The organism is Sorangium aterium (assembly GCF_028368935.1).
GTDB lineage: Bacteria > Myxococcota_A > Polyangia > Polyangiales > Polyangiaceae > Sorangium > Sorangium atrum.
On the sequence record NZ_JAQNDK010000006.1, the window covers coordinates 279,416 to 301,495 of the forward strand.

The window sequence follows — 22,080 nt, forward strand, 5'->3', positions numbered from 1 at the left end:
GCTCGAGGGCGCTCGACGCATGCCGCTAGCGGTGCTCGCGCAGGCGCGTCGCCTTCGTCGGCGCCGGCTCGCTGCTGGCCGGGTACGGCGACGAGGGCGCGAGCACCGCGCGCGGGCGGCCCGCCCTCGCCGAGCCGAGCGGCGTGAGCGCGGCCCCGGCCGTGGCGAACCCGCTCGCCGCGGCGGCCGCCGCGGCCGTGGGCGGCGAGGCGGCCTCGGACGGCGGGAGGGACGAGGGCCCGGGATCCTCGCTCGAGGGCGCAGAAGGCTCGCCCTGCGCCGGCGCGACCTGCGAGGCCGCCTCGCCGGCAGGCGGCGCGCCCGCGGCCGGCGCCGCGCCGCGCCCGAGCCACGCGGTCGCCGCCATGCCCCCGAGGAGCGCGACGAGCGCCGCCGCCGCGATGGGCGCGACCATGCTTCGCCGGCGCCGCTCCTGTGGATCCCCTGCGGCGACGCGCTCGCCCCGCCTGGACGGCGCCGCCGTCGGCGCCAGCGACTCGTCCGGGGGCAACGCGTGCACGGAGGGAGGTCCGGCAGCCGACGTCTGCGCCGGCGGCACCGACGGCGAGGCCGCCGCCGTGAGCGTGAGAGGAGCGACGGACGCCCGCGCGGGCGTCACCGACGGCGAGGCCGTCGCGGTGAGCGTGAGAGGAACGACGGACACCCGCGCAGGCGGCATCGAGGGCGAGGCCGCCATCGCGAGGGCGGGTGGAGCGACGGACGCCTGCGTGGGCGGCATCGAGGGGGCGCGCTCCTTCGCCTGCTCGCTCAAGCTGTGCCGGGACCCACGCGTGGGGCCGATCGGCCCGGTCAGGGTCTCGGCTTCCTCGTCGATGGCCCGCGGGCGATCCGGCGGAGGCGGCGCGTCGACGGCCTCGTTCCCCATCGCCCTGCGCAGGATGCGCGCCACCGTCTGGCGCGCGTACTCCGACCCGAGCGGCTCGAGCAGCGTGGCCAGCTCGGCGATCGTCTGGGGACGGCGCGCCGGATCCTTCTCGAGGCACATCAGGATGATCCACTCGAGCGCGAGCGGGATCTCCGGCCGGTGGCTGCGCGGCGGCACGGGCACGTCGGTCACGATGCTGACGAACAGCGCCGAGACGGACTCGGTCTCGAACGGCAGCCGCCCTGTCAGGAGCTGATAGAGCGTCATGCCGAGCGCCCAGATGTCGCTGCGGGCGTCCACCGTCCGGGTGCTGCGGATGTGCTCCGGCGACATGTAGCGGGGAGAGCCGAGCACCACGGCGGATGCGGTCAGCTGGGCGTTCAAGCCGAGCACGCCCTCCTCGGACGCCTTCGAGATGCCGAAGTCGAGCACCTTGATCAGGGTCGAGCCGTCCTTGCGGCTCGCGAGGAAGAGGTTGCCCGGCTTGAGGTCGCGGTGGACGATCCCGAGCGAGTGCGCCTCGGCGAGCGCCTCGCAGGCCTCGATCACGTAGCTGACCGCGTGCTCTACGGGCAGCGGGCCCCGCGATTCGAGCAGCGCCTCCAGATCGATGCCATTCAGGTACTCCATCACGAAATAGGGCAGATCGTCGTCGGTCTGCCCCACGTCGATGACGCGGGCGATGTGCTCGCTGGCGATCGCCGCCGCGGCCTGCGCCTCTCGGAAGAATCGCTCCGTGGCGCCGGGCGTTGTGCGCCCCTCGGGCAGCAGGAACTTCAGCGCGACGCGATGGCGCAGCGAGAGGTGGTGCGCCGCGACGACGATCCCCATGCCGCCGCGTCCGAGCACCCGCTCGACGCGGTACTTGCCGCCGACGACATCCCCGACGCGCGGAATCCTGCGCCATGAAGCCGGTTCCGCCGCGTCCGAGCCTGCGTGGGCCATCGGCCGTCAGTATACACCAGCACCTCTGGGACCCGGCAGAATCTCGGCCGCCTGCCGGCGCCGTGTGCGATACGCCCGCTTCCAGCCCCACCCGCTCTGTCGGGCGGCGATCGTGGCGGGGTGTGGCGCCGCGCGCTGGCAGCAGCGGCTGCGCGGCGAGCGGCGGTGGACGGGGGCGAGGGGCGCGCGAGCCGGCGGGGCCGGTCGACACACGCCGAGCGGGCTCCGGCATTGCGCACCGCGTGGTGGTTCGTCTTCCGTGGATGACGCGCATTGCTATGCTGGCCACCGGTTCCTCAGCGAGGTCTCATCGTGAATGAATTCACTGCGATAGGCGCGATAGGCCCGCTCCTCGGCGGCGTCCTCATCGGCCTGGGCGCGTCTCTCCTCCTGCTCTTCAACGGGAGGGTCGCTGGCATCAGCGGCGTCTTCGGAGGGCTCCTCTTCCGGAAGCCTGGTGATACCGCCTGGCGTGCGGCGTTCGTCGGGGGCCTCCTCCTCGGCGGTCTCGCGCTCGTCGCCGCGCACCCGCGCGCCTTCCCTCCGGCGGGGGGCGGCGGCTCGCTCGGCCTCGTGATCGTCGCCGGCTTGCTCGTCGGGTGCGGCGCGCGGCTCGGCAGCGGGTGCACGAGCGGCCATGGAGTCTGCGGCCTTAGCCGCCTTTCGGTCCGGTCTCTCGTCGCCACGGTGACGTTCATGGCGACCGCGGCCATCACGGTGTACCTCAGCCGGCACCTGCTCGGGGCGGCGCGATGAGGCAGGGCGCGGCCGCATTCCTGGCCGGCTTGCTGTTCGCCGTGGGGCTCGGCGTCTCCGGCATGACGCAGCCGTCCAGGGTCATCGCCTTCCTCGACGTGGCCGGCGACTGGGACCCGAGCCTCGCGTTCGTGATGGCCGGCGCGGTCTCCGTCCACTTCCTGGCCTACCGCGTCCTTCGCCGGCGGCGGCGCGGGGGCGGCTCCGATGCGCCCGGCCTTGCTCGCGCGCCGAGGTTTCCCCTCCTGGCCGATCGGGCGGTCGTCCCGACGCGCGCCGACATCGACGCGCGCCTCGTCGCCGGTGCCGGGCTCTTCGGTGTCGGCTGGGGTCTCGCCGGGTACTGCCCGGGGCCGGCGCTCGTCTCGCTGGCGACCGGATCGAGCGCCGTCCTCGCGTTCGTCGCGGCGATGGCCGCCGGCATGGCGATCGAGCGTTTCGCCACGGCCAGGGGGAGGGGCGAAACGAGCGAGCAGACGATGGAATGAACGGGAGGTGAAACAACGCGTGTGACGGGCGGAACGAGGCACACCGCGCGGAACGCCGGACGGAACATCGCGTGTCGCGCCGGACGGAACATCGTATGTTGCGCCCGGCGCCGAGCATCACGGGCGTGCCGCGGGCCGATCGGCCTCTGCGGGCCAGAGCAGGCGACGGGCGTTGTCGCGGTAGATCTTCCGCAGCGCGGGCGCGGGCAACTGGATGCCGTAGATCCTCCAGAACCCCTGGCGGCCGTTCGCTGCCTCGGTGTCGAAGTAGTCGTCCTCGGTCTCGAGGAAGCGCGCGTAGACCTCGTAGCCTGCGGTCTTTGCGCTCTTGAGGTCGGTGCCGAAGAGCACGCGGTCCTGGTAGCGGACGAAGAAGCGGTGTGCCGCGCGCGGCTGCCGGCCCAGCTCGCTGATGCTGGCCGACATGTCGACGTTGAAATTGGGGAAGCGATCGAGCCAGCCCGCGAGCTGCTTCAGGTCTTCGGACGAGCTGCCCATGTGCGCGCCCACGAACGTGACGTCGGGGTGGCGTTCGAGGACGCGGTTGCGCTCCTCGAAGAGCTGCGCGCGCGTGGGAAAGCGCGTCCGGTCTGCGAACGACCAGCCCGGGAACTCGCGCAGCTCGTGCCAGCGCTCGTTCTTCGCGTCCAGCGGGACGAAGAACGCCGCCGGGTCGGCCACGTGCCAGAGCACGGGCCGGCGGTAGCGCGCGCACGTGCGCCAGACCGGCTCGAGCTCCGGGCTGTCGAGCGCGACGCGCCGGCCCTCGGGCGTGCGCACCGTGAGCCCGAGCTCCTTGAAGATCTTGAGCCCCTTGGCCCCGGCCTCGAAGTCGGTCGCGAGCTGAGCGGCCACGCGCTCGCCCCACCCCGGCGCGCCCACGAGCGTGAGGTCGAGGTTGGCAAAGGTCAGGAAGCGCCCTGGATATGCGCGGTCGAAGCGCTCGAGCTCGCGCGCCAGGCGCTTGCCCGAGAAGCCATCGAGGTTGACGATGGTCTCGACGTGAAACGCGTCCATGCGCGCGACCTCGGCGGCCACGTCCACGACCCGGCGCAGGTGCGTGTGGACATCGATGGCGGGCACGGCCAGGTGGGTGATCGCGGTGCGCTCGAGCGCCACAAGCGGTGTGGGCTGCCAGTCCGCGAGCCGCAGCGCCGCGATGTCGGCGGGCTGCGACGGCGCCGGGCCGTGAGCGCACGCGGCTGGCAGGAGGAGAACGAGGAGGACCGCTGCGATATGCGCGCGGGACATGAGGTGACCTCTGGACGCGAGCATGACCGAGCATAGCGCGCAGGAGGCCGCGCTCGGCGAGGAACGCCTCGGGGCAGATCACCGAATTGGCATGATAGGCTGCGGGGCGCAGGCGGAACGGAAGGAGGCAATGTGTTTCGACTTCACCTGGCCCTTGGTTGCGCGGTTTTCATGGTTGCAGCGTGCGGCAACGATGTGCCCGAGGCGGACGCGCCGGGTGGTGCTGCCGGCAATGGCTCTGGCGCCACCGGTGGCGGCGGCGGCGCCGGCGGATCCGTCGCGAACAGCGGCGAAGGCGGCGCCGTCGGCTCGGCGGGAACGGCCGGCGCCGAGGGCGGCCACGGGGGCACCGGCGCCGGCGGCGACCCGGGCGGCGCCGGGGGCGGTGTCGCGGGCGGGGGCGGGGATGGGGCGGTCGACCCGTGTGGGGGAGCGTTACCGATCACGTGTGGCGATCGTTTGAATCACAGCACGACGAGCCAGGGGCGCGCGAATGTGTGGACGGGCTACGGCCGGACCGCCCGTGCCGAGTCCGGGCGTGAGACGGTCTATGCCTTCTCCTCGACGACCGAGTGCATGGTGGTCGCAAAGCTCGAGAACCTCGCGACGGACCTGGACCTGCTGCTGCTTTCCGCCTGCGACCCCATCCGGTCGAACGAGATGGCGTCCTCGACCCCGCTGGATCTACAGACCGTCGAGACCGTGAGCTGGACGAGCGCGCCAGGCCAGACATCCTACCTGGTGGTGGACGGCTACGCCGGGGCCGAAGGCAGCTACACCATCTCGGTCGACTGCACGTGTCGATGAGTTGACCGCTCCAATCGCGCCGGAGCCAAGCCGCAGTTGTTCGGGTCGTGGGCCGATCCGCCGCGCATCCCGTCCTCCGAGGGCACGCCGGCGCGCCGATCGCTGCCTGTCGTCGGCGAGCGATAGGGCGTCGCGGGGGCAACGCGGCGTCGGGAGCGACCGGCCCATGGCGAGGCCGACCGAGGGCGTCTCGGCGATTTCGAGGGTCGCGTCGAGCCCGCTCGGTCAGCTATAGATGTCCCGGAGGAGGAGCGCATGGTCGGGATGGGGAGGGAAATCTGCGGCGACCTGGGGATCGCCGAAGAGCGCGAGTGGCTCGTCACCAACGGCATCGGCGGCTATGGCTCCGGGACGGTGGCCGGCTCGCTCACGCGCGGCTACCACGGGCTCCTCGTCGCTGCCCTCCGGCCGCCCGTCGATCGGCGGCTGATGCTGGTCAAGCTCGACGAGACCGTCACGTACCGCGGCGCGGCCTGGGACCTCGCGACCAACCGCTGGGCGAGCGGCGCCGTCGCGCCGGGCGGCTTCGTCAACATCGAGCACTTCGCGCTCGACGGCTCGATCCCTTGCTGGCGCTACGCCTGCGCCGACGCGCTGCTCGAAAAGCGCATCTGGATGGAGCACGGCCAGAACACCACCTACATCGCTTACACCGCGCTCCGGGCCCGCGAGCCGTTGCGCTTCACCGCGCGCGCCATCGCCAACAACCGCGTCTTCCACAACACCGGCACCGTCGCGTGGCCGGCCGGGGTCAGCGCCGCTTCGGGCGGCGTCCGCGTCGTCACGGCCGGCGACGCGCTGCCGCTGTTCCTCAAGCTGGAAGGCAGCGCGGCCACCCCCGCGACGGAGCTCTACCGCGGCTTCGCGCTCCCGGCCGAGACGGCGCGCGGCCTCCTCGATCGCGACGACCACATCCACGTCGCGACCTTCGAGACGACGCTCCTGCCCGGCGAGACGGTGGTGTTCCTCGCCGCCGCCGGAGACGGCACCACCGCTGTCGAGCCGGAGGCCCTCGCGCGCCGCCGCGCGCGCGATCGGGCCCTCCTCTCGGCGTGGAGCGGGGCGAGGCCGTCGGGCGCGGCCGCCGCCCCCGGCTGGGTCGCACAGCTCGTCCTCGCCGCCGACCAGTTCGTCGTGGACCGCGCGCAGAGCCCCGGCGGCAGCCCCGGTAAGAGCCCCGGCGGTAGCCCCGGTAAGAGCATCATCGCCGGGTATCCCTGGTTCGAGGACTGGGGCCGCGACACGATGATCAGCCTCCCCGGGCTCGCGCTCTCGACAGGACAGGCGAGCATCGCCGCGCCGATCCTCCGCACGTTCGCCGCCTTCGTGGATCAGGGGATGCTGCCCAACCGGTTCCCCGACGGTGCCACGGTCCCTGAATACAACACGATGGACGCCACCCTCTGGTACTTCCAGGCCATCCGCGCCTGTCACGAGGCGACCGGCGACGACGGGCTCCTGCGCGATCTGTTCCCGGTGCTGCAGGACATCATCGACTGGCATATCAAGGGCACGCGTTACGGGATCCATGTCGACCCGGGCGATGGTCTGCTCCGCGGCGGGCAGGAAGGCGTCCAGCTCACCTGGATGGATGCCAAGGTCGGTGATCGCGTGATCACGCCGCGTATCGGCAAGCCGGTCGAGATCAACGCCCTCTGGTACAACGCGCTGCGGGCGATGGTCGCCTTCGCCGCCCGCCTCGGCGAGCCCGCCGAGCCGTATCAGGGGATGGCGGCGAGGGCCCTCGCGTCCTTCGATCGCTTCTGGAACGCCGCCGCGGACTACTGCTACGACGTCCTCGACGGGCCCTCCGGCGCCGAGGCGGCGCTCCGGCCGAACCAGCTCTTCGCCGTGTCGCTCCCCGAGAGCCCGCTCTCCCCCGAGCGACAGCGCGCCGTTGTCGACGCGTGCGCCCGGGCGCTCCTGACGTCGCACGGGCTGCGCTCGCTCGCCCCGTCGGAGCCGGCCTATCAGGGGGTCTGCGTCGGCGATCAGGAGCGCCGCGACGCTTCTTACCACCAGGGCACTGTATGGGCGTGGCTCATCGGCCCGTTCATCGAGGCGCACCTCCGCGTCTACCGCGATCCCGACGCAGCCCGCCGGCTGCTCGCGCCGATGGGTGATCACATCAACGCCGCCGGCCTCGGCTCGATCAGCGAGATCTTCGATGGTGACGCCCCCTTCGTGCCGCGCGGCTGCATCGCCCAGGCGTGGAGCGTCGGCGAGGCGCTCCGCGCCTTCACGCTCCTCGACCAGGCGGCGTCGCCCGTCCAGGCGCCCGCTTGACGCGACGACGCCGGCGCGGAGCTCGACGCCGGTGAGATCCAGATCAGCCGCCCTTGCACACGTCGGCGCAGGTGCCCGTCGCATCAGCACACGCGAAGGACGCGCAGTCCGAATCGGCGGAGCAGGGCGCGCCGGCGGCGCCGAGCGGCGTGCACGTGGCGCCATCGCACGCCGCGCCGGCCGCGCAGTCTTCGTCCGACGCGCATGCACCACCCGCCTGCTCGCGCGCCTGGCACGTCCCGTCCTCGCCGCAGCGAAGCTCGTCCTGGCAGTCGAGGCTTCCCTTGCACGATTCGCCCATGGCGAGCCGTGGCGCGCACGTCCCCGCGTCGGGCGCCGAGGGCTGGTCGCACCGGAGCCCGTCGTCGCAGTCGAACCTCGACGAGCATGGCTCTCCGGCCACCGCCCTCGCTCTGCACGCCGACGTCGACTGCCCGCTCGCGTCGACGGTGTGCAAGCAGCGGTCCCGGGCGCAGTCCCAGTTGTTGCCGCACGTCCCGCCCTCGGGCACGGAGCCGTCCCACGCACCGGGGCAGGACGGCGTGAACTTGGCGTTCACCCCCAAGAGCACGCTCACGATTTGAATTTCGGCGCAGGGGGCCGCGTCCACCTCGGCGAGGCACGCCTCCGCCTTCTCCGGGACGAAGGTGCCCTTCACCTCGCCTCCGTCGCTGACGGCAACGAGGATCGCCTCGAGCTCCGAGGCGCACGCGTCGGCGGAGCTCGCGTCCAGGTCGTGCGCAGCGCGGGTCGCCGCGTCGCAGCACGCGAAGGTGCGTTCGCAGAGGGCCTTCGCATAGCTGGAGAGGAAATCGCTGCCTGCCCGCGCCTCGTCATCCCCGCATCCGGGCACGGCGGACATCGCGACGGCGACGGCCGATAGGAGCGTCGCAAACAAGACAGGTCGCTGTGTGCGCATGAGAACCTCCTCGGTTCGATCGTAGATGGATCGCCGGAGCCAAACCACCGTGAGCACCAGGACGAGCTTCGGGATCTCCTCGCCGGTGGAGGTCGAGACGGCTGGCCGTTCCACGAGACCGAGCTGAGCCAGCGCCGGGCGAGCTGGGCTGTCGCGCCCCTTCAGTCGTCGTCCGCTCCTCCGTGCCGATCGCTTCCGCGCGCGGGCGAAAGCCGCCCATCTCGGAGCTCTTCCAGCACTTCCGCAAGGCTCGTCGCGACGTCGGCGAGCGCCGCGTTCACGCGGTCCGCGTGTGTCCTGAAGCTCAGGATGCACATCCGCAGCAGAAACCGCCCCCCGGCCACCACCCCCGTGAGCAGCACCCGCTGCTTCGCGTTCACCCGCGCGAGGAGGCGCCGATTCAGCGCGTCGAGCGCCGGCCCGTCGTCGACGCCGGGCGGCCGCGCCCTGAACGCGAGGAGCGACAGCTCGGGCTCCGCCACGACCTCGATGTGCGCCATCTGCCGGAGCGCGTCGGCCGCGCCGCAGGCGAGCGTGAGCTTCTCGTCGAGCTCGGCCCGGAAGACGGAGGCCCCATGCATCTTGAGCGGCAGCCACACCCGCAGCCCGCGCGCGTCGCGCGACAGCTCGGGGCTGATCGCGCAGAAATCCACGAGATCGTCCTCCGCCTGCATCGGCGGCATGTACGAGGCGGAGAGCGCGTGCGCGCGCCGCAGCGCCTCGCGATCGCGCACCGCGAGGCAGCCTGTCCCATACGGCAAGAAGAGGCTCTTGTGCGGGTCCAGCGTCACCGAGTCGGCGCGCTCGATCCCCCGCATCGCCGCGCGCCCTCGCTCGGTGAGCGCGAAGAAGCCGCCGTACGCCGCGTCGACGTGCAGCCAGAGGCGCTCGGTCTGGGCGAGGTCGGCGAGGGCGGGCAGTTCGTCGATCGCGCCGGTGCCCGTCGTGCCCGCGGAGGCGACGAGGAGGAAAGGGGAGAGGCCGCGCGCCCGGTCGCGCGCGACAGCCTCCGCCGCCGCGCCGAGCCGCATGCGAAAGCGCCCGTCCACCGGGATCTCGCGCACGGCCTCCGGCGGAAAGCCGGCGAGGAGCGCGGCCTTCGTCACCGAGTGGTGCGCTTCCTCCGAGGCATAGAGGGTCCCTCGCAGGAAGTCCGGCGGGAGGCGCTCGCGGCGCGCGGTGATCACCGCGACGAGGTTCGCGAGCGAGCCGCCCGTCGTGAGGATCCCCCCCGAACCCTCGGGCAGGCCGAGCATGGCGCAGAACCAGGCGATCACGTTCGCCTCGATCTGCACGAGCAGGGGGGCGGCCTGGAAGACGCCCACATACCTGTTCACCGCGTCCGCGATCAGATCGGCCACGGCCGCGTGAAAGAGCCCGCCGCCCGGGATGTACCCCATGTAACCGGGGGACGCCGTGTTCAGGCTCATCGGGATGAGCTTGCCGAAGAGCTTCCGGAGGAGCTTTTCATAAGGCACGCCGCGCTCCGGCAGCGGCTCGCGGAGCGAGCGCGCGACCCGCTTGCCTCCCCGCGTCGCGTGCATCGGCTGCTCCGGCAGGCTCTCGATGTGCTGGACGATGCGGTCCATCGCGAGCTCGACCATCTCGCGCATGGCGTCGCCCGGCAGCTCGAGCGGGTGGGGGCCTGACGGCGGGCGTTTCGGGCGGGCCAACGCGGGCATCCTACTTCACCGCGCGCTCCACGGCGCGCGGCGTTCCGGGCGAAGGCGTCGCGAGGACGTCGCGAAGACGTTTAGAGACGTCCAGCGAGACGAGCCGCCTCGTCACGGGGACGCCGGCCTGCGATCGACGCCGAGCCGGGTCCTCCGCGAGCTCGCCGGAGCGTCACGCGCGTCCGTACCCTCGCTGTCCGTGCACCACCACGGCGCGCATCTCGCGCTCGGCGTCTTGCTCCTTGATGGTCTCGCGCTTGTCGTGGCTCTTCTTCCCCCGCGCCAGCGCGATCTCGACCTTGGCAAGACCGCTCTTGAAGTAGAGCCGGGTGGCGACGGCGGTCATGCCCTCGCGGGCGATCGAGAGATCGATGCGCTCGATCTCGCGCCGGTGGAGGAGGAGCTTGCGCGCGCCCTTCGGCACGTGGCCGAAGGCGGCGCTTGCCATCGCGGCGATGCTCACGCCGTGCAGGAACACCTCGCCCCGGAGGACCGTGCAGAACGAGTCGGTCAAGTCGGCCTTGCCGGCGCGAAGCATCTTCACCTCGCTCCCCTTGAGGACGATCCCCGCCTCGAACCGGTCGCCGAGGTCGTAATTGAAGCCCGCGCGCTTGTTGCGCGCGATGAGCGTCTCGCCCGGCCTGGCCTTCTCCTTCGGCATCAGGGGATCTTATCCGTCGATCCCCAGCGCGGCGAAGCGCCGGGCGAACGAGAGGCCCGACGGGAGCAGCGGGCGGGCCTCGGCGAAGGCCGCGCGTGCGTCGGCCTCCCGGCCGGCGCGGCGGGCGGCGCGCGCCAGGAAGTAGAGCGCCTCGAGCCGCTCGATCGGGAGCAGGCCGCGCGAGCGCGCGAGCGTCTCCTCCCAGCCCGCGCCGCCGGGCGCGCCGATCGCGAGCGCCACGGAGTCCAGCAAGGCCTGCGCGTTCGGCGCCCCCGGGCCGGGCGGGCAGCTCGCGCGGATCCACGCGACCGCCGCCGCGGCCTCGGCGTCCTCGCCGCGCGCGGCGTGGAGCCGGGCGAGCATCAGCGAGAGCTCGACCACCGGGCGCTCCATGAAGCGCTCCTCGAGCGCGCGGCCTCGGCGGGCGAGCTCGAGCGCCTCGTCGTCGCTCCCGTTCCAGAAGAGCTGCTCGGCGAGGTTGCCGGTCGCCGCGCGCTCGGGCCACGGGTTGCCCACCTCGCGCGCCAGATCGACCGCGCGCCGGAGATCGTCGATCGCGCGGTCCAGCGCCTCCATCGCGGTCCACAGGAAGAACCGGTTGCAGTACGCGACGCAGAGGTGGACGCTGTCCTTCGCCCCGGCCGCGAGCGCGATCACCTCGTCGAAGCGGGCCTCGGCCTCCGCGAGCCGACCGGCCACGACCAGCGCGCACGCGAGCAGCAGGAGCGCGACGACGCGCGCCTCGTGATCTCCGTCCGCCTCGGCCATCGCCGCGCCGCGGCCGAGCTGCTCGACCGCCTCGGGCACGCGCGCGTGGCGCCACCCGCAGCGCCCCTCGGCCACGAGGAAGCGGCGCGAGAGCCGGCGGTCGCCGAGGCGCGCGACGATCGGCCGCGCCTCCTCCACGCGCGCCGCCGAGCCGGCGAAGTCGTTGTCCCAATCGAGCGCCGTGGCCTCCTCGAGCAGGGCCTCGCAGAGCAGCGCGTCTGCGCCCGACGCGCGCGCGGAGGCGGCCGCCGCGGTGAGGTCCTCGAGCGCCTCGCGCGTGCGCGACATCCGGTAGCGCGCCGCGCCCCGCAGCGTGAGCGCGCGCGCCCTGGCCAGGCCGTCGGCGCCGCCGAGCGCCTCGCCTGGCACGCCTCCCGGAGCCTCGCCCGGCGCGTGGATCACGTCGCCCACGTCAATCGCGTCGATCACCTCGATCACCTCGATCGCGCGCGTTGCATGGGCGTCGGCGGCCACGTGCTCGTGCGCCGCGAGCGCGGCCTCGGCGAGCCGGATCGACGCCGCCGCGGCCTCCGCGCGCGCGCCCACCGCGGCGGCGTGCAGGGCGAGGCGCTCGAGCGCGTCCGCGCCCGGATCCCGGGCATCCCGCCACACCTCGAGCGCAGCCTGGTGGACGCGACGGCGGTGCGACGGGTCGAGCATCCCGTACAGCGCGTCGCGGAGCGCGGCGCTCCGGAAGGCGAACCGATCGGGCGCGCGCTGCTCGAGCAGGCCGTGGTCGCGGAGCGCGCGCAGGCCGGCGCGCGCGTCGACGGGCGTGGTCGCGCCGCCGCCGCGCTCGAGCGCGCCCTGGACGCGCTCGACCTCGGCGGCGCTGAAGGTGACGCCGAGGACCGCGCACAGGCGGGCGCACGCCGAGATCTCCCGCGGCAGGAGGTCGAGCTGGCGCGTGGCGAGCCACTGCCACGCGGGGGAGGGCGGGATGCGGTCGAGCGCCGCGGTGGCGAGGTAGAAGCTGCCCGTCCGCGCGCGCCGGCGCACCATGCCGGCCTCCCTGAGCGCGGCGGCGAGCTCCACGAGCGCCGCGGGGTTGCCGGCGGCCCAGCCGTGCAGCCGGTCGAGCGCGGCCGCGGGCGGGTACTCGGCGGGCGCGAGGAGCGCGGCGGCGAGCCGGACCCCGGCGGCCGCGTCGAGCGGGGCCAGGGTGAGCGCGTCGCTCCGGGAGGCGCGCGCGCCGAACCCCCGGCGCGCCGCGGCGAGCCGCGGATCCGCGGCGACGAGCACCCAGCAGGGCCCGCGCTCGCCGTCCAGGGTGGCGACCTCGAGCGCGTCGAGGAGGCCGTCGGGCGCCCAGTGCGCGTCGTCGAGGACGACCGCGATCGGCCCGCTGCGCGCCCGCGCGCGCAGCGCCGAGGCGAGCGCGCGCGGGCCGTGCTCGTCGCCCGGCGGCGCTCCGGCGAGCGCCTGGCGCAGGAGCTCCTGCAGCGGCCGCGCCGGCTCTCCCGCCGCGGGCGGCTCCGCGGCGGCGGCGATCACCGCCGCGTCGGGCCAGAGGCGCTGCACCAGCGCGGCCGCCTCCGCGAGGAGGCGGGACTTGCCGAGGCCGCGCTCGCCGAGGAGCGTGAACAGCCCAGGCGCGCCGCGCGCGAAGCAGGCGCCGGCGCTGGCGGCGAGCGCGTCGAGGACGTCGTCTCGGCCGACGAGCGGCGGTCCCGCGCGCTGCCGCAGGAGGTCCGTCTCGGCGCCAGCGCCGGCGCGCGCCGCCGGGAGCGCGCGGGCGGCGGCCTCGGTGAGCACTACGGGATCCGCCGCGCCCTCGGGGATCCAGGTCTCGGGCTGCTCCACCGCCGCGCCGTAGACGGCGGGCGGGCCGTCGCTGCGCGGGCGGCTGCGGAGCGGGGCGAGGTGGACAGCGGCGCGCGCTTCACCGCCGCGGGTGAGGTCCTCGGCGGCGGCGAGCGCGGCCGCGAGCGGCGCCTCGACGTCGGCGCCCGAGAAGACCGCGACGAAGCGTCGGCCGCGGCGCCGCGCCACGAAGCCCGCGCGCCGCGCGACGGCGGCGCTCACCTGCGCGGCGTCAGCCGTGGTCTCGACGGCGACGAGCGCCATCAGCCGGCGGCCCTCTGCGATGAGCGCCGCGCCCGGCGCCTTTGCTGCGGCCGCCGCGGGCGTCTCGGCCGCCGCGGGCGTCTCGGCCGCCGCGGGCGTCTCGGCCGCCGTGGGCATCTCGGCCGCCGCGGGCGTCTCGGCCGGCGCGGGCGCGGCGGCGGCCACGGGCAGGGCGCACGGCGCGCGGCGGCGCGCATCGTCCAGCGTGCGCGGGAGCGCGTCGTCCAGCGCGCGCCGGAGGGCGTCGGCGCTCGGCGGGCGCTCGGCCGGGTCCTTGGCCATGCAGGCGAGGATGAGCTCCTGCACCGCGTCGGAGGCGCCTGCCTCCTCCGGCAGGCGCGGCGGGCGCAGGTGGAGGTGGCCGTGCTCGATCGCGCTGCGATCGCCGACGAAGGGCGGCCTCAGCGCGAAGAGCTCGTGGAGGATCACGCCGAACGCATAGAGGTCCGTCCGCGCGTCCGCCGCCGCCTCGCCGCGGATCTGCTCGGGCGCCATGTACTCGGGCGTCCCCAGCGCGAAGCCCGCGCCGGTCCGTTCGGCGCCGGCCCACGCCGCGCCGTCGCCCGTCTCGCGAGCGGCGCCGCCGCCGAGCGTGCAAGCCCGGCCGAAGTCGAGCAGCGTCGCGCGCACGGCGGGGCCGGTCGCGTCGATCGCCACGTTGTCGGGCGTGAGATCGCGGTGCACGACGCCGCGCGCGTGGACGGCGCCGAGCGCCTCGAGCACCGCCGCGGCCACCGCGAGCGCGCCGTCGGGGGCGGCCGCCGCGCCTGCGCCCGCGGCGCGGTCCTCGATCCACCGGGCGAGCGTCGGCGCCCGCACCCGCTCCGTCGCGAGGTACGGTCGCCCGTCGTCGAGCTGCCCTCGCGCGTGGAGCGCGGGCGCGGGCGGCGCGCCGGCGCGGGACATCGCCGCTGCCTCCCGCGCGAAGCGCGCCCGCGCGAGCCCGGTGCTGGCGCGCGCCACCTTGATGGCGGCGGCCGCGCCGTCGTCGCGGCGCGTGGCCTCCCAGACCACCGAGAACCCGCCGCGGCCGAGCTCGCCGCCCACGGCGAAGCCCTCGATGCGCGACGGCGCCCCGGCGCTCGCCTCCGTGACCGCGGGCGCCGTGAAGCCGTCGCGGGGACACGGGCGCGAGGCGGAGACCCGGATGTGGCAACGTGGGCAGCGAGGCAAAGGACCTCTCGGGCGGCGGCGTCCGGTGCGGCGAGGGCGAGGGGCTGAGTACGAGAAGCTGAGATCCGGAGCGCCCCCGGCGGCGCTCCGCGCGCCCCGCATGCTACGCTGTATGTCTTGTGAAGTGCGACGCGACCGACCCTGTGCCGCTCACCACGGTCGTGGCGCGGGGATGCTCCTCCGGGGACCGGCGCGTGCTCTCGCCCGGGGATCGCGTCGGCGACTACGTCGTCGCATCGCTGCTCGGCCACGGCGGCGCGGGCGCCGTGTACCGCGTGGTCCCCGCGGAGGGGGGCGGCGCCGCGCGCGCGCTCAAGGTGCTCCACGCCGATCTCGTCTCGAGCCACGAGGCGGCGCTCCGCTTCGCGCGCGAGGTGCGCGCGATCGGCCGCATCCGGCACCCCAACGTCATCGCCGTCCACGACGTCGGCGAGCTTCCGGACGGGAACCCGTACTTCGCGATGGAGCTGCTCGACGGCGTGGATCTCCGGGCGCACCTCGCGGCGGCCGGGCGCCTGTCGCTCGACGAGACGCTCTCGATCCTCGATCCGCTCGCGTCAGCGCTCTCGGCCGCGCACGCTCAGGCGATCGTGCACCGCGACATCAAGCCCTCGAACGTCTTCCTGGCGGACGAAGGCGGCGCGCGGCGCGTCGTGCTCCTCGACTTCGGCGTGGCCAAGCTGCTCGACGACTCGGGGCCGGCGATCACCGGCTCGCGGCAGATGGTCGGCACGCCGGCGTTCATGGCGCCCGAGCAGATCCGCGGCCTGCCGACGGATCAGCGCACCGACGTCTACGCGCTCGGCGCGCTCCTCTATGCCCTGCTCACCGGCGAGCCGCCCTTCCCGGCGACGTCGGCGCTGCTCCCGCAGCTGCACCTCCACGCCCGCCCGCCGCGCCCGAGCGCGCGCGCGCCGGTCGAGCCTGCGATCGACGAGGTGGTGCTGCGGGCGCTCAGCAAGGACCCGGGGCGCCGCCAGCAGGGCGCGGCGGCGCTGCTCGCCGAGCTCCGGGAGGCGGCGGGCCGCGCTGGCCTCCCGTCCGGCGCCGAGCGGCTCGCGGTCGCCCTCCACGTCGAGGCGCGCGCCGACGCGGCGGCGCTGGAGGACGCGGAGCCGGGCCTGCTCGACGACCTGGAGGCGATCCTGCCCGCCGCGCAGGCGTGGCTCGCCGAGCGCGGCTTCCGCGCCGCGGTCGAGGCCGGCCACGCCGCGCTCTACGTCGTCGATCCGGGCGGGTTCCCCGGCGGCGAGCGCGCCGCGCGGCGGTCGGCGATCGACGCGGCGCGCGCGCTCCTCGGCGCGCTCGAGGCGCGTCCCGCGCGCGATCCGCGGGTGCACGTCGCGCTGTGCCTCCACGCCGCCCCGGCGCGCTTCGACGGCGGCGCGCCGGCAGGGGGCCCGCTGCTCGACGTCGCGGCGTGGCTCCCGGAGGGCCTGCCCGCCGGCCTCTTCGCGACGGCGGCGCTGCTCGACCTCGCGACGGCGGCGCTGCTCGACGGGCTCGGGATCGAGGCGGCGCCGGCCGGGGCCGTGGCGCGGCTCTACGCGCGCGCCCTCCCGGCGATCACCAGATCCCGGTGATGGGGACGTCGCCGGGGAGGCCGAACTGGAGGGCGCGGTCTGCGCCGTCCCAGCCGTTGCCGTTCATGTCGAGGAGCCATGTCCCGGTCGGCGGCCGCCAGACGCCGACGAGGCTCCGGGGGGTGCCGCTCCAGCGCCCCACGACGGGGATATCGCCCGCTTGGCCGAGCAGGATGGGCAGCTCGCCGTCGTACCCATTGCCGTTGAGATCGAGGTGGAATTCCCCGTTCCGGAAGACGCCGACGCGCGTCTGGCCGGTACCGGTCCAGTCTCCGACGAGGGGCACATCGCCGCGCAGGCCGAACTGGAGCACGCGGTAAGAGCCGTCCAGCCCGTCGCTGCTCATGTCGAGGAACCAGTACATCATGCCATCGGGCAGCACGCGGACGACGCCGGGGCGCGTCTTGCCGCTGCCGTCCCAGCTCCCGACGACCGGGGTGTCCCCCGGACTGCCCCAGTGGAGGACGCGATCGGACGTGTCGTAGCCGTCGCCGTCGAGATCGAAGTACCAGACGCCGGCCCGGAAGACGCCGACGCGCGTCTGGCCTTCGCCGGTCCAGTCGCCGACCACGGGCACGTCGCCGGGGAGCCCGAACTGGATCTGCCGATCGACGCGGGGCGACCAGCCCTCGCCGTCGAGATCGAGGAACCACATCCCGTCGGCGTCGCGGAACACGCCGGGCTTCGAGTGACCGTCTCCGGTCCAGTCGCCCACGACAGGCGTGTTGCCGGCGACGGAGAAGCTGATCCCGGCGTCGCCGTCCCACCCGTTGCGGTTGCGATCGAGCACGAAGGTGCTCAGCCCACGGAAGACCCCGACGCCGGTCCGAACGCGCGAGATGGGCGGCAAGATCGGGCTGTCGCTGCCGTCATCGCTCTCGCCATCGAGCGCGCCGTCCGCCTCGCCGAGGGAGTCCTCGAGCGCGTCGGCGCCGTCGAGCGGCGCTTCCCCGCAGCCCGCCGCGGCGGTGACAGCGGCGATCAGAAGAAGCAGCGTAGTGGACTTTGTCGACATCGAATTCATAGATTTCATCCTCATCTTCTAGGATCCATCGGTCATGGCGCGGATCGCCGGCATGACGACACACGCCTATCTGCGAACAGCGATCGCCCCGCGTCAGCGCGGCCCGAGATCAGCTGTCCCGAATCGGTTGTTCTAAAGCGTCTACCTCTCCGCCCAGGCACCCTGCGTCACAGAGCGGCGGTCACCCGCACAGGAGACGGGTCCAGAACGGCGTTTTCGGCGCGCAGGCGCACTCCGGTGCGCCGAGCACCGAAAACGTCGAGATGGGCCCGTATCCGAAGCGGGTGCCCGCCGCTCTCGCTCACCAGGAGCCGGTGAGGGGGACGTCGCCGGGGAGGCCGAACTGGACGGCGCGGTCTGCGCCGTCCCAGCCGTTGCCGTTCATGTCGAGGAGCCATGTCCCGGTCGGCGGCCGCCATGCGCCGACGAGGCTCCGGGCGGTGCCGCTCCAGCGCCCCACGACGGGGATATCGCCCGCTTGGCCGAGCAGGATGGGCAGCTCGCCGTCGTACCCATTGCCGTTGAAATCGAGGTGGAACTCCCCGTTCCGGAAGACGCCGACGCGCGTCTGGCCGGTACCGGTCCAGTCTCCGACGAGGGGCACATCGCCGCGCAGGCCGAACTGGAGCACGCGGTAAGAGCCGTCCAGCCCGTCGCTGCTCATGTCGAGGAACCAGTACATCATGCCATCGGGCAGCACGCGGACGACGCCGGGGCGCGTCTTGCCGCTGCCGTCCCAGCTCCCGACGACCGGGGTGTCCCCCGGACTGCCCCAGTGGAGGACGCGATCGGACGTGTCGTAGCCGTCGCCGTCGAGATCGAAGTACCAGACGCCGGCCCGGAAGACGCCGACGCGCGTCTGGCCTTCGCCGGTCCAGTCGCCGACCACGGGCACGTCGCCGGGGAGCCCGAACTGGATCTGCCGATCGACGCGGGGCGACCAGCCCTCGCCGTCGAGATCGAGGAACCACATCCCGTCGGCGTCGCGGAACACGCCGGGCTTCGAGTGACCGTCTCCGGTCCAGTCGCCCACGACAGGCGTGTTGCCGGTGACGGAGAAGCTGATCCCGGCGTCGCCGTCCCACCCGTTGCGGTTGCGATCGAGCACGAAGGTGCCTGCACGAAAGACTCCGACGCCGGTTGCCCCAGGCGTGGTCGGCGCGAGATCGTTGCTCGATCGGTTGTAGACCGTGACGACCTCCCGGTACGTGACGCCGCCGTCCCCGCACTGCCCGAAGATGTCCCCGTCTCTGGAGCAATGTGCGGCGCAGGGACCGAGGACCTGGAACTCGCACTCCTCGCCGGACTCGTGGCAAGTCCGCCCTCCCTCTATCGCCGCCTGGTTGCTCGTCGCGCCGATGCACGCGAACGTCTTTGGCTCCCGGAGGAAGAGGTCGCCGAAGTACGTGGCTTCCTGGGCCGTGTAGTCCATCGCTTCCTCGGGGGTGATGGTCAGGCGCGGCGCGCGCAGCGAGAAGCGGACCGGATTGCCCCTCTTGTTGGCGTGCGCGAGCAGGCACGCGCTCACCCAGCGCTGCTCTTGCTCGGTGAGCCCGCGCTGGTCGCTCCAGGACGGGGCAAGGCCGTGGAGACCGTCGAACTGATAGAAAGCTGTCGGTTGCGGATTCTTTACGAGGAGCCGTTGCCCCTGGCTCAGGGCGCAAGATATCATGTACGCCATCGCTGTGCGGAGCAGCTTGTTCTTTTCGCCGGTCACGCTCGTGGAGATCAACTTGGACGCGCTGGCGAGGGGGGCAGACTTGAGGTTGAAGAGAAGGTCTAGGACGCGGACGTCCCGCGTGAAATTGGCTTTGATGCCGTTCAACGAGATGACCTCAGGCCTCGGAGAGCTGTTGTCCGGCTCCGGATCAGGCGCCGGCGCCGGCGCCGGCGGCTCATCGCCGCTGAGCACGGCTTGCGCCGCTTCGCCGAGCGCGGCGGGGGCTTCGTCCGCCGCCACGGCGCAGCCAAGCGCAGCGGGGCTCGATCCGAGGAGTGCCAGGAGCAGGTACCGGGGCGTGCCTTGCATTGTCATGGTGTCGCGGATCTCTATTGCAGCGCTTGTGCCTGCAGCGCTTGTGCCTGCAGCGCTTGTGCCTGCAGCACCCGTGCCGGGCGCTGTGCGCCGGTGCCGGGCGGCGGATCTCGCGGATCGCCGGCGCTGCCGTCCTCCTTCCGGCGGCGCTTTCCGCGCCGCGCGCCCCTGTCCCCGTAGGCGGGCGCCCACAGGTGTAGGCGCGCGCCTACGCGGCTACTCCTCGCGGGCCGACAGGTCGTGCCGGCGGAGCAGCTCGTGGAGGTGGCTCCTGTCCATGCGCGCCGCGCGCGCGGCCGCCGAGAGGTTGCCGCCGTGGGCGCGGAGCAGCCCCCGGAGGTACGCGCGCTCCCAGCGCGACGTGGCCTTCTCCTTGGCGGCGCGGAACGAGAGCGCCGGGTCGAAGGCGTCCTCGGGCGCGGGCGGCGCGGCGCTGTCCGGCGCGCCCCCCTCGTCGTCCGCGCCGTCGCGCCACGGCGCCGCGTCGCCGAGGAGGACCGCGCGCTCCACGGCGGCCCGCAGCTCGCGCACGTTGCCGGGCCAGTCCTGCTGCGCGAGCGCCTGGAGGAGCTCGGCGGGCGGGCTCGGATCGCCGTCCGTGACCAGCTGCTCGTAGAAATGGGCGACGAGCAGCGGGATGTCCTCGATCCGCTCGCGCAGCGGCGGGATGCGGATCCGCACCACGTTGAGGCGGTAGAAGAGATCGGCCCGGAAGCGGCCGCGGTTGACCTCCTTCCGGAGGTCGCGGTGGGTCGCCGCGACGACGCGCATGTCGAGCGGCACCGGATCGAGGCTGCCGATGCGCTTGACGATGCGCTCCTCGAGCGCGCGGAGCAGCTTGGGCTGCATGTCGAGCGGCAGCTCGCCGATCTCGTCGAGGAAGACGGTGCCGCCGCGCGCCGCCTCGAAGGCGCCCGGGCGCGACGCGACCGCGCCGGTGAAGGCGCCCTTCACGTGCCCGAAGAGCTCGGCCTCGATGAGGTTCGGCGGGATCGCGGAGCAATCGACGACGACGAAGGGCCCGCCCGCGCGCGGGCTGCTCTGGTGGATGGCCTCGGCGACGAGGCCCTTGCCGGTGCCGGTCTCGCCCTCGATCAGCACGGTGGAGGCGCTCCCGGCGATCCTGGGCAGGAGGGCGAACACGCGGCGCATGGCGGCGCTCTGCCCGAGGGCGCGGCCGTAGCGCTCCTCGTGGCTGAGCGGCTGGCGGACCTCCTCGTCGAGGTGCTCGAAGCGCAGCGAGGTCTCGCCGACGCCGAGCACGGTCCCGGCCTTGAGGTAGGCGGAGCGGACGCGGTACCCGGCCATGGTCGTGCCGTTCTTGCTGTCGAGATCGCGGAGCAGGAACCCCTCGGCCGTCGCGGTGATGGCGCAGTGATGGCGGGAGACGGTCGGATCGGTGAGCGTGAGGTGCGTCCCCGGCGCGGAGCCGATCACGAGCTCCGGCTCGTCCGAGTCCCGCGTGAGGCCGCGCTCCGGGCCCTCCAGGACCTTGAGCCGGAAGCGCCTGAACACGAGCTCCGTGGAGCGGGACACGAGCGCGCGGGTCTCGTCGGGCGAGGAGGGCGATGGCTGGCCGTGCGACATCGGGTCGAGGCTACCACGGCGCCGAGCGGCGGCTCTCCGCGGCGGACCCGCCTTGTACGCCGCGACCACCCGCTCGCGGAGATCGTTCGAGATCGGCGCCGCCGTCTCCCGGCCTGGACGAGCGCGAAGGAGAGGAACGAATACCCGTCGGTCAGGGCGCCTCGGAGAGCTGCGGTTTACACCTGCCCTCCGAGCACACCGCCGCCATTCCTTCCGGATACACGGGCGCGCAGGGAGGGCACGCGACGATCTCTTCGGGGCAGACGAGGGCGCCGAGATCCGCGCTCTGGTTGAGGGCGACGATGCCTTTCCCATCGCACGACTCGCAGCACCCGACGCCGTCGCGCAGGGCGCAGTCCGCGTCTTTCGTGCATTCCGTCAGCGGGGATTCGCGCACGTCGACGACGACGCAGCGCCCGCTCTCGCATGTGGCGGCGAAGTACTGGGACGTGCGCTCGGCCTCGCCGACCTCCGGGCATGGCGCGCATTGCGTGTCCCCGCATCCGCTGGCATTCCAGAAATCCGCCAGCGCGTCGCGGTGGAGGGCGACGAACGCGCTGGCATCGACCGGGTCGCAGGAGGCGCAGCAGCGCGGCGGCGCGAGGACGCAATCCCCCGGCGCCGCGCATGCATCCATGTCCGTCGTGGTGCCCTGACAGGCCTCCAGGCACGCCGCGAGCGACTCGAAGCGGTTCTCGTTGCCCTCGCAGCCACCATAGATGAACGGAACGCACTCGCCGGTGCCGGGGTCGTGCCAGTAGCTCGGGATCGACGCGTCGCACGGCCCGGTCTCCTGCGGCAGCGTACAACGGTCCGGCGATTCGCCGCCGGCGCCGCTGCTCGCGACCGAGCCGCCGCCGCTGCCGGCGACCGGTCCGCCGCCGCTGCCAGCGACCGGGCCGACGCCGCTGCCAGCGACCGAGCCGCTGCCGCCCGATCCACCGTCGTTCCCCGCGCCGCTGCAGCCCGCCGCGAGCAGGAGAGAGGTGAGCAAGCCCAGACCGAGGGACAAGCTCCGGTATATTTCAAATACGTTGCAATCGGCGCACGTCCGGTTACCTGAGGATAAGACAATCGATCGTAGGATATGCATCCGTCTTCGATGGCATGTCAGGCGGTGGTGTGCCAGGCGACGCTGCATGCCGTGACGACGTGCTCGAGGTGCGGCGCG

15 protein-coding genes are annotated in these 22,080 nt (G+C 73.7%); 5 read left to right on the forward strand and 10 right to left on the reverse strand.

Going from position 1 to position 22,080, the window contains the following annotated elements; translation table 11 throughout:
- Positions 1-25: 25 nt before the first annotated feature.
- Complete coding sequence (locus tag POL72_RS45110) at positions 26-1,831, reverse strand: serine/threonine-protein kinase (protein ID WP_272103100.1); 1,806 nt, start codon at positions 1,829-1,831, stop codon at positions 26-28.
- A gap of 312 nt (positions 1,832-2,143) precedes the next feature.
- Here POL72_RS45110 and POL72_RS45115 point away from each other — a divergent pair, with 312 nt between their 5' ends.
- Both POL72_RS45115 and POL72_RS45120 read left to right on the forward strand, forming a co-directional pair.
- The gene (locus POL72_RS45115) at positions 2,144-2,587 is read left to right on the forward strand and encodes a YeeE/YedE family protein (protein WP_272103101.1); all 444 of its coding nucleotides are present in this window, start codon (positions 2,144-2,146) and stop codon (positions 2,585-2,587) included.
- Positions 2,584-3,075, forward strand: a complete 492-nt coding sequence (locus POL72_RS45120) for a DUF6691 family protein (RefSeq protein WP_272103102.1) — start codon at positions 2,584-2,586, stop codon at positions 3,073-3,075. Before POL72_RS45115 ends, POL72_RS45120 begins: the two co-directional genes overlap by 4 nt.
- A gap of 117 nt (positions 3,076-3,192) precedes the next feature.
- Here the strand turns inward: POL72_RS45120 and POL72_RS45125 are convergent, their stop codons facing one another.
- The gene (locus tag POL72_RS45125; RefSeq protein ID WP_272103103.1) at positions 3,193-4,326 is read right to left on the reverse strand and encodes an amidohydrolase family protein; all 1,134 of its coding nucleotides are present in this window, start codon (positions 4,324-4,326) and stop codon (positions 3,193-3,195) included.
- A gap of 171 nt (positions 4,327-4,497) precedes the next feature.
- Here POL72_RS45125 and POL72_RS45130 point away from each other — a divergent pair, with 171 nt between their 5' ends.
- Positions 4,498-5,133: a hypothetical protein gene (locus POL72_RS45130; protein ID WP_272103104.1), complete on the forward strand. Its 636-nt coding sequence runs from the start codon at positions 4,498-4,500 to the stop codon at positions 5,131-5,133.
- 264 nt (positions 5,134-5,397) lie between these two features.
- Positions 5,398-7,419: an amylo-alpha-1,6-glucosidase gene (locus tag POL72_RS45135; protein ID WP_272103105.1), complete on the forward strand. Its 2,022-nt coding sequence runs from the start codon at positions 5,398-5,400 to the stop codon at positions 7,417-7,419.
- Between the two features lie 43 nt (positions 7,420-7,462).
- On the opposite strand, the gene POL72_RS45140 is transcribed toward POL72_RS45135, so the two are convergent.
- The 4 genes from POL72_RS45140 to POL72_RS45155 form a co-directional block, all read right to left on the reverse strand.
- Positions 7,463-8,338 carry a hypothetical protein gene (locus POL72_RS45140; RefSeq protein ID WP_272103106.1) on the reverse strand — a complete coding sequence of 292 codons (876 nt, stop codon included), beginning with the start codon at positions 8,336-8,338 and terminating at the stop codon, positions 7,463-7,465.
- A gap of 161 nt (positions 8,339-8,499) precedes the next feature.
- Positions 8,500-10,011, reverse strand: coding sequence for a pyridoxal phosphate-dependent decarboxylase family protein (locus tag POL72_RS45145; RefSeq protein WP_272103107.1), 1,512 nt, complete (start codon positions 10,009-10,011; stop codon positions 8,500-8,502).
- A 172-nt stretch (positions 10,012-10,183) separates the two neighbouring features.
- Positions 10,184-10,672: an SsrA-binding protein SmpB gene (gene smpB / locus POL72_RS45150; protein ID WP_012234932.1), complete on the reverse strand. Its 489-nt coding sequence runs from the start codon at positions 10,670-10,672 to the stop codon at positions 10,184-10,186.
- 9 nt (positions 10,673-10,681) lie between these two features.
- A complete protein-coding gene (locus POL72_RS45155; RefSeq protein WP_272103108.1) occupies positions 10,682-14,680 on the reverse strand; it encodes a serine/threonine-protein kinase in 3,999 nt (1,332 codons plus the stop codon).
- A gap of 119 nt (positions 14,681-14,799) precedes the next feature.
- On the opposite strand from POL72_RS45155, the gene POL72_RS45160 reads away from it, so the two are divergent.
- The gene (locus tag POL72_RS45160; RefSeq protein ID WP_272103109.1) at positions 14,800-16,263 is read left to right on the forward strand and encodes a serine/threonine-protein kinase; all 1,464 of its coding nucleotides are present in this window, start codon (positions 14,800-14,802) and stop codon (positions 16,261-16,263) included.
- Here the strand turns inward: POL72_RS45160 and POL72_RS45165 are convergent.
- The 4 genes from POL72_RS45165 to POL72_RS45180 all read right to left on the reverse strand — a co-directional run bounded on the left by POL72_RS45165 (position 16,247) and on the right by POL72_RS45180 (position 21,921).
- Entirely contained in the window at positions 16,247-17,296 is a 1,050-nt protein-coding gene (locus POL72_RS45165; protein WP_272103110.1) for a hypothetical protein, read from the reverse strand. The two genes, POL72_RS45160 and POL72_RS45165, sit on opposite strands and share 17 nt — an antisense overlap.
- A gap of 292 nt (positions 17,297-17,588) precedes the next feature.
- Positions 17,589-19,322, reverse strand: a complete 1,734-nt coding sequence (locus POL72_RS45170; protein ID WP_272103111.1) for a hypothetical protein — start codon at positions 19,320-19,322, stop codon at positions 17,589-17,591.
- A 216-nt stretch (positions 19,323-19,538) separates the two neighbouring features.
- Complete coding sequence (locus POL72_RS45175) at positions 19,539-20,858, reverse strand: sigma 54-interacting transcriptional regulator (RefSeq protein WP_272103112.1); 1,320 nt, start codon at positions 20,856-20,858, stop codon at positions 19,539-19,541.
- 202 nt (positions 20,859-21,060) lie between these two features.
- Positions 21,061-21,921 carry a BPTI/Kunitz domain-containing protein gene (locus POL72_RS45180; RefSeq protein WP_272103113.1) on the reverse strand — a complete coding sequence of 287 codons (861 nt, stop codon included), beginning with the start codon at positions 21,919-21,921 and terminating at the stop codon, positions 21,061-21,063.
- Positions 21,922-22,080: the final 159 nt, after the last annotated feature.

Coding starts and splice junctions, on each gene's coding strand:
- POL72_RS45110 (WP_272103100.1), bottom strand. CDS start 1,831: ATGGCCCACGCAGGCTCGGACGCGGCGGAACCGGCTTCATGGCGCAGG.
- POL72_RS45120 (WP_272103102.1), top strand. CDS start 2,584: ATGAGGCAGGGCGCGGCCGCATTCCTGGCCGGCTTGCTGTTCGCCGTG.
- POL72_RS45125 (WP_272103103.1), bottom strand. CDS start 4,326: ATGTCCCGCGCGCATATCGCAGCGGTCCTCCTCGTTCTCCTCCTGCCA.
- POL72_RS45130 (WP_272103104.1), top strand. CDS start 4,498: ATGGTTGCAGCGTGCGGCAACGATGTGCCCGAGGCGGACGCGCCGGGT.
- POL72_RS45135 (WP_272103105.1), top strand. CDS start 5,398: ATGGGGAGGGAAATCTGCGGCGACCTGGGGATCGCCGAAGAGCGCGAG.
- POL72_RS45140 (WP_272103106.1), bottom strand. CDS start 8,338: ATGCGCACACAGCGACCTGTCTTGTTTGCGACGCTCCTATCGGCCGTC.
- smpB (WP_012234932.1), bottom strand. CDS start 10,672: ATGCCGAAGGAGAAGGCCAGGCCGGGCGAGACGCTCATCGCGCGCAAC.
- POL72_RS45165 (WP_272103110.1), bottom strand. CDS start 17,296: ATGAAATCTATGAATTCGATGTCGACAAAGTCCACTACGCTGCTTCTT.
- POL72_RS45170 (WP_272103111.1), bottom strand. CDS start 19,322: ATGACAATGCAAGGCACGCCCCGGTACCTGCTCCTGGCACTCCTCGGA.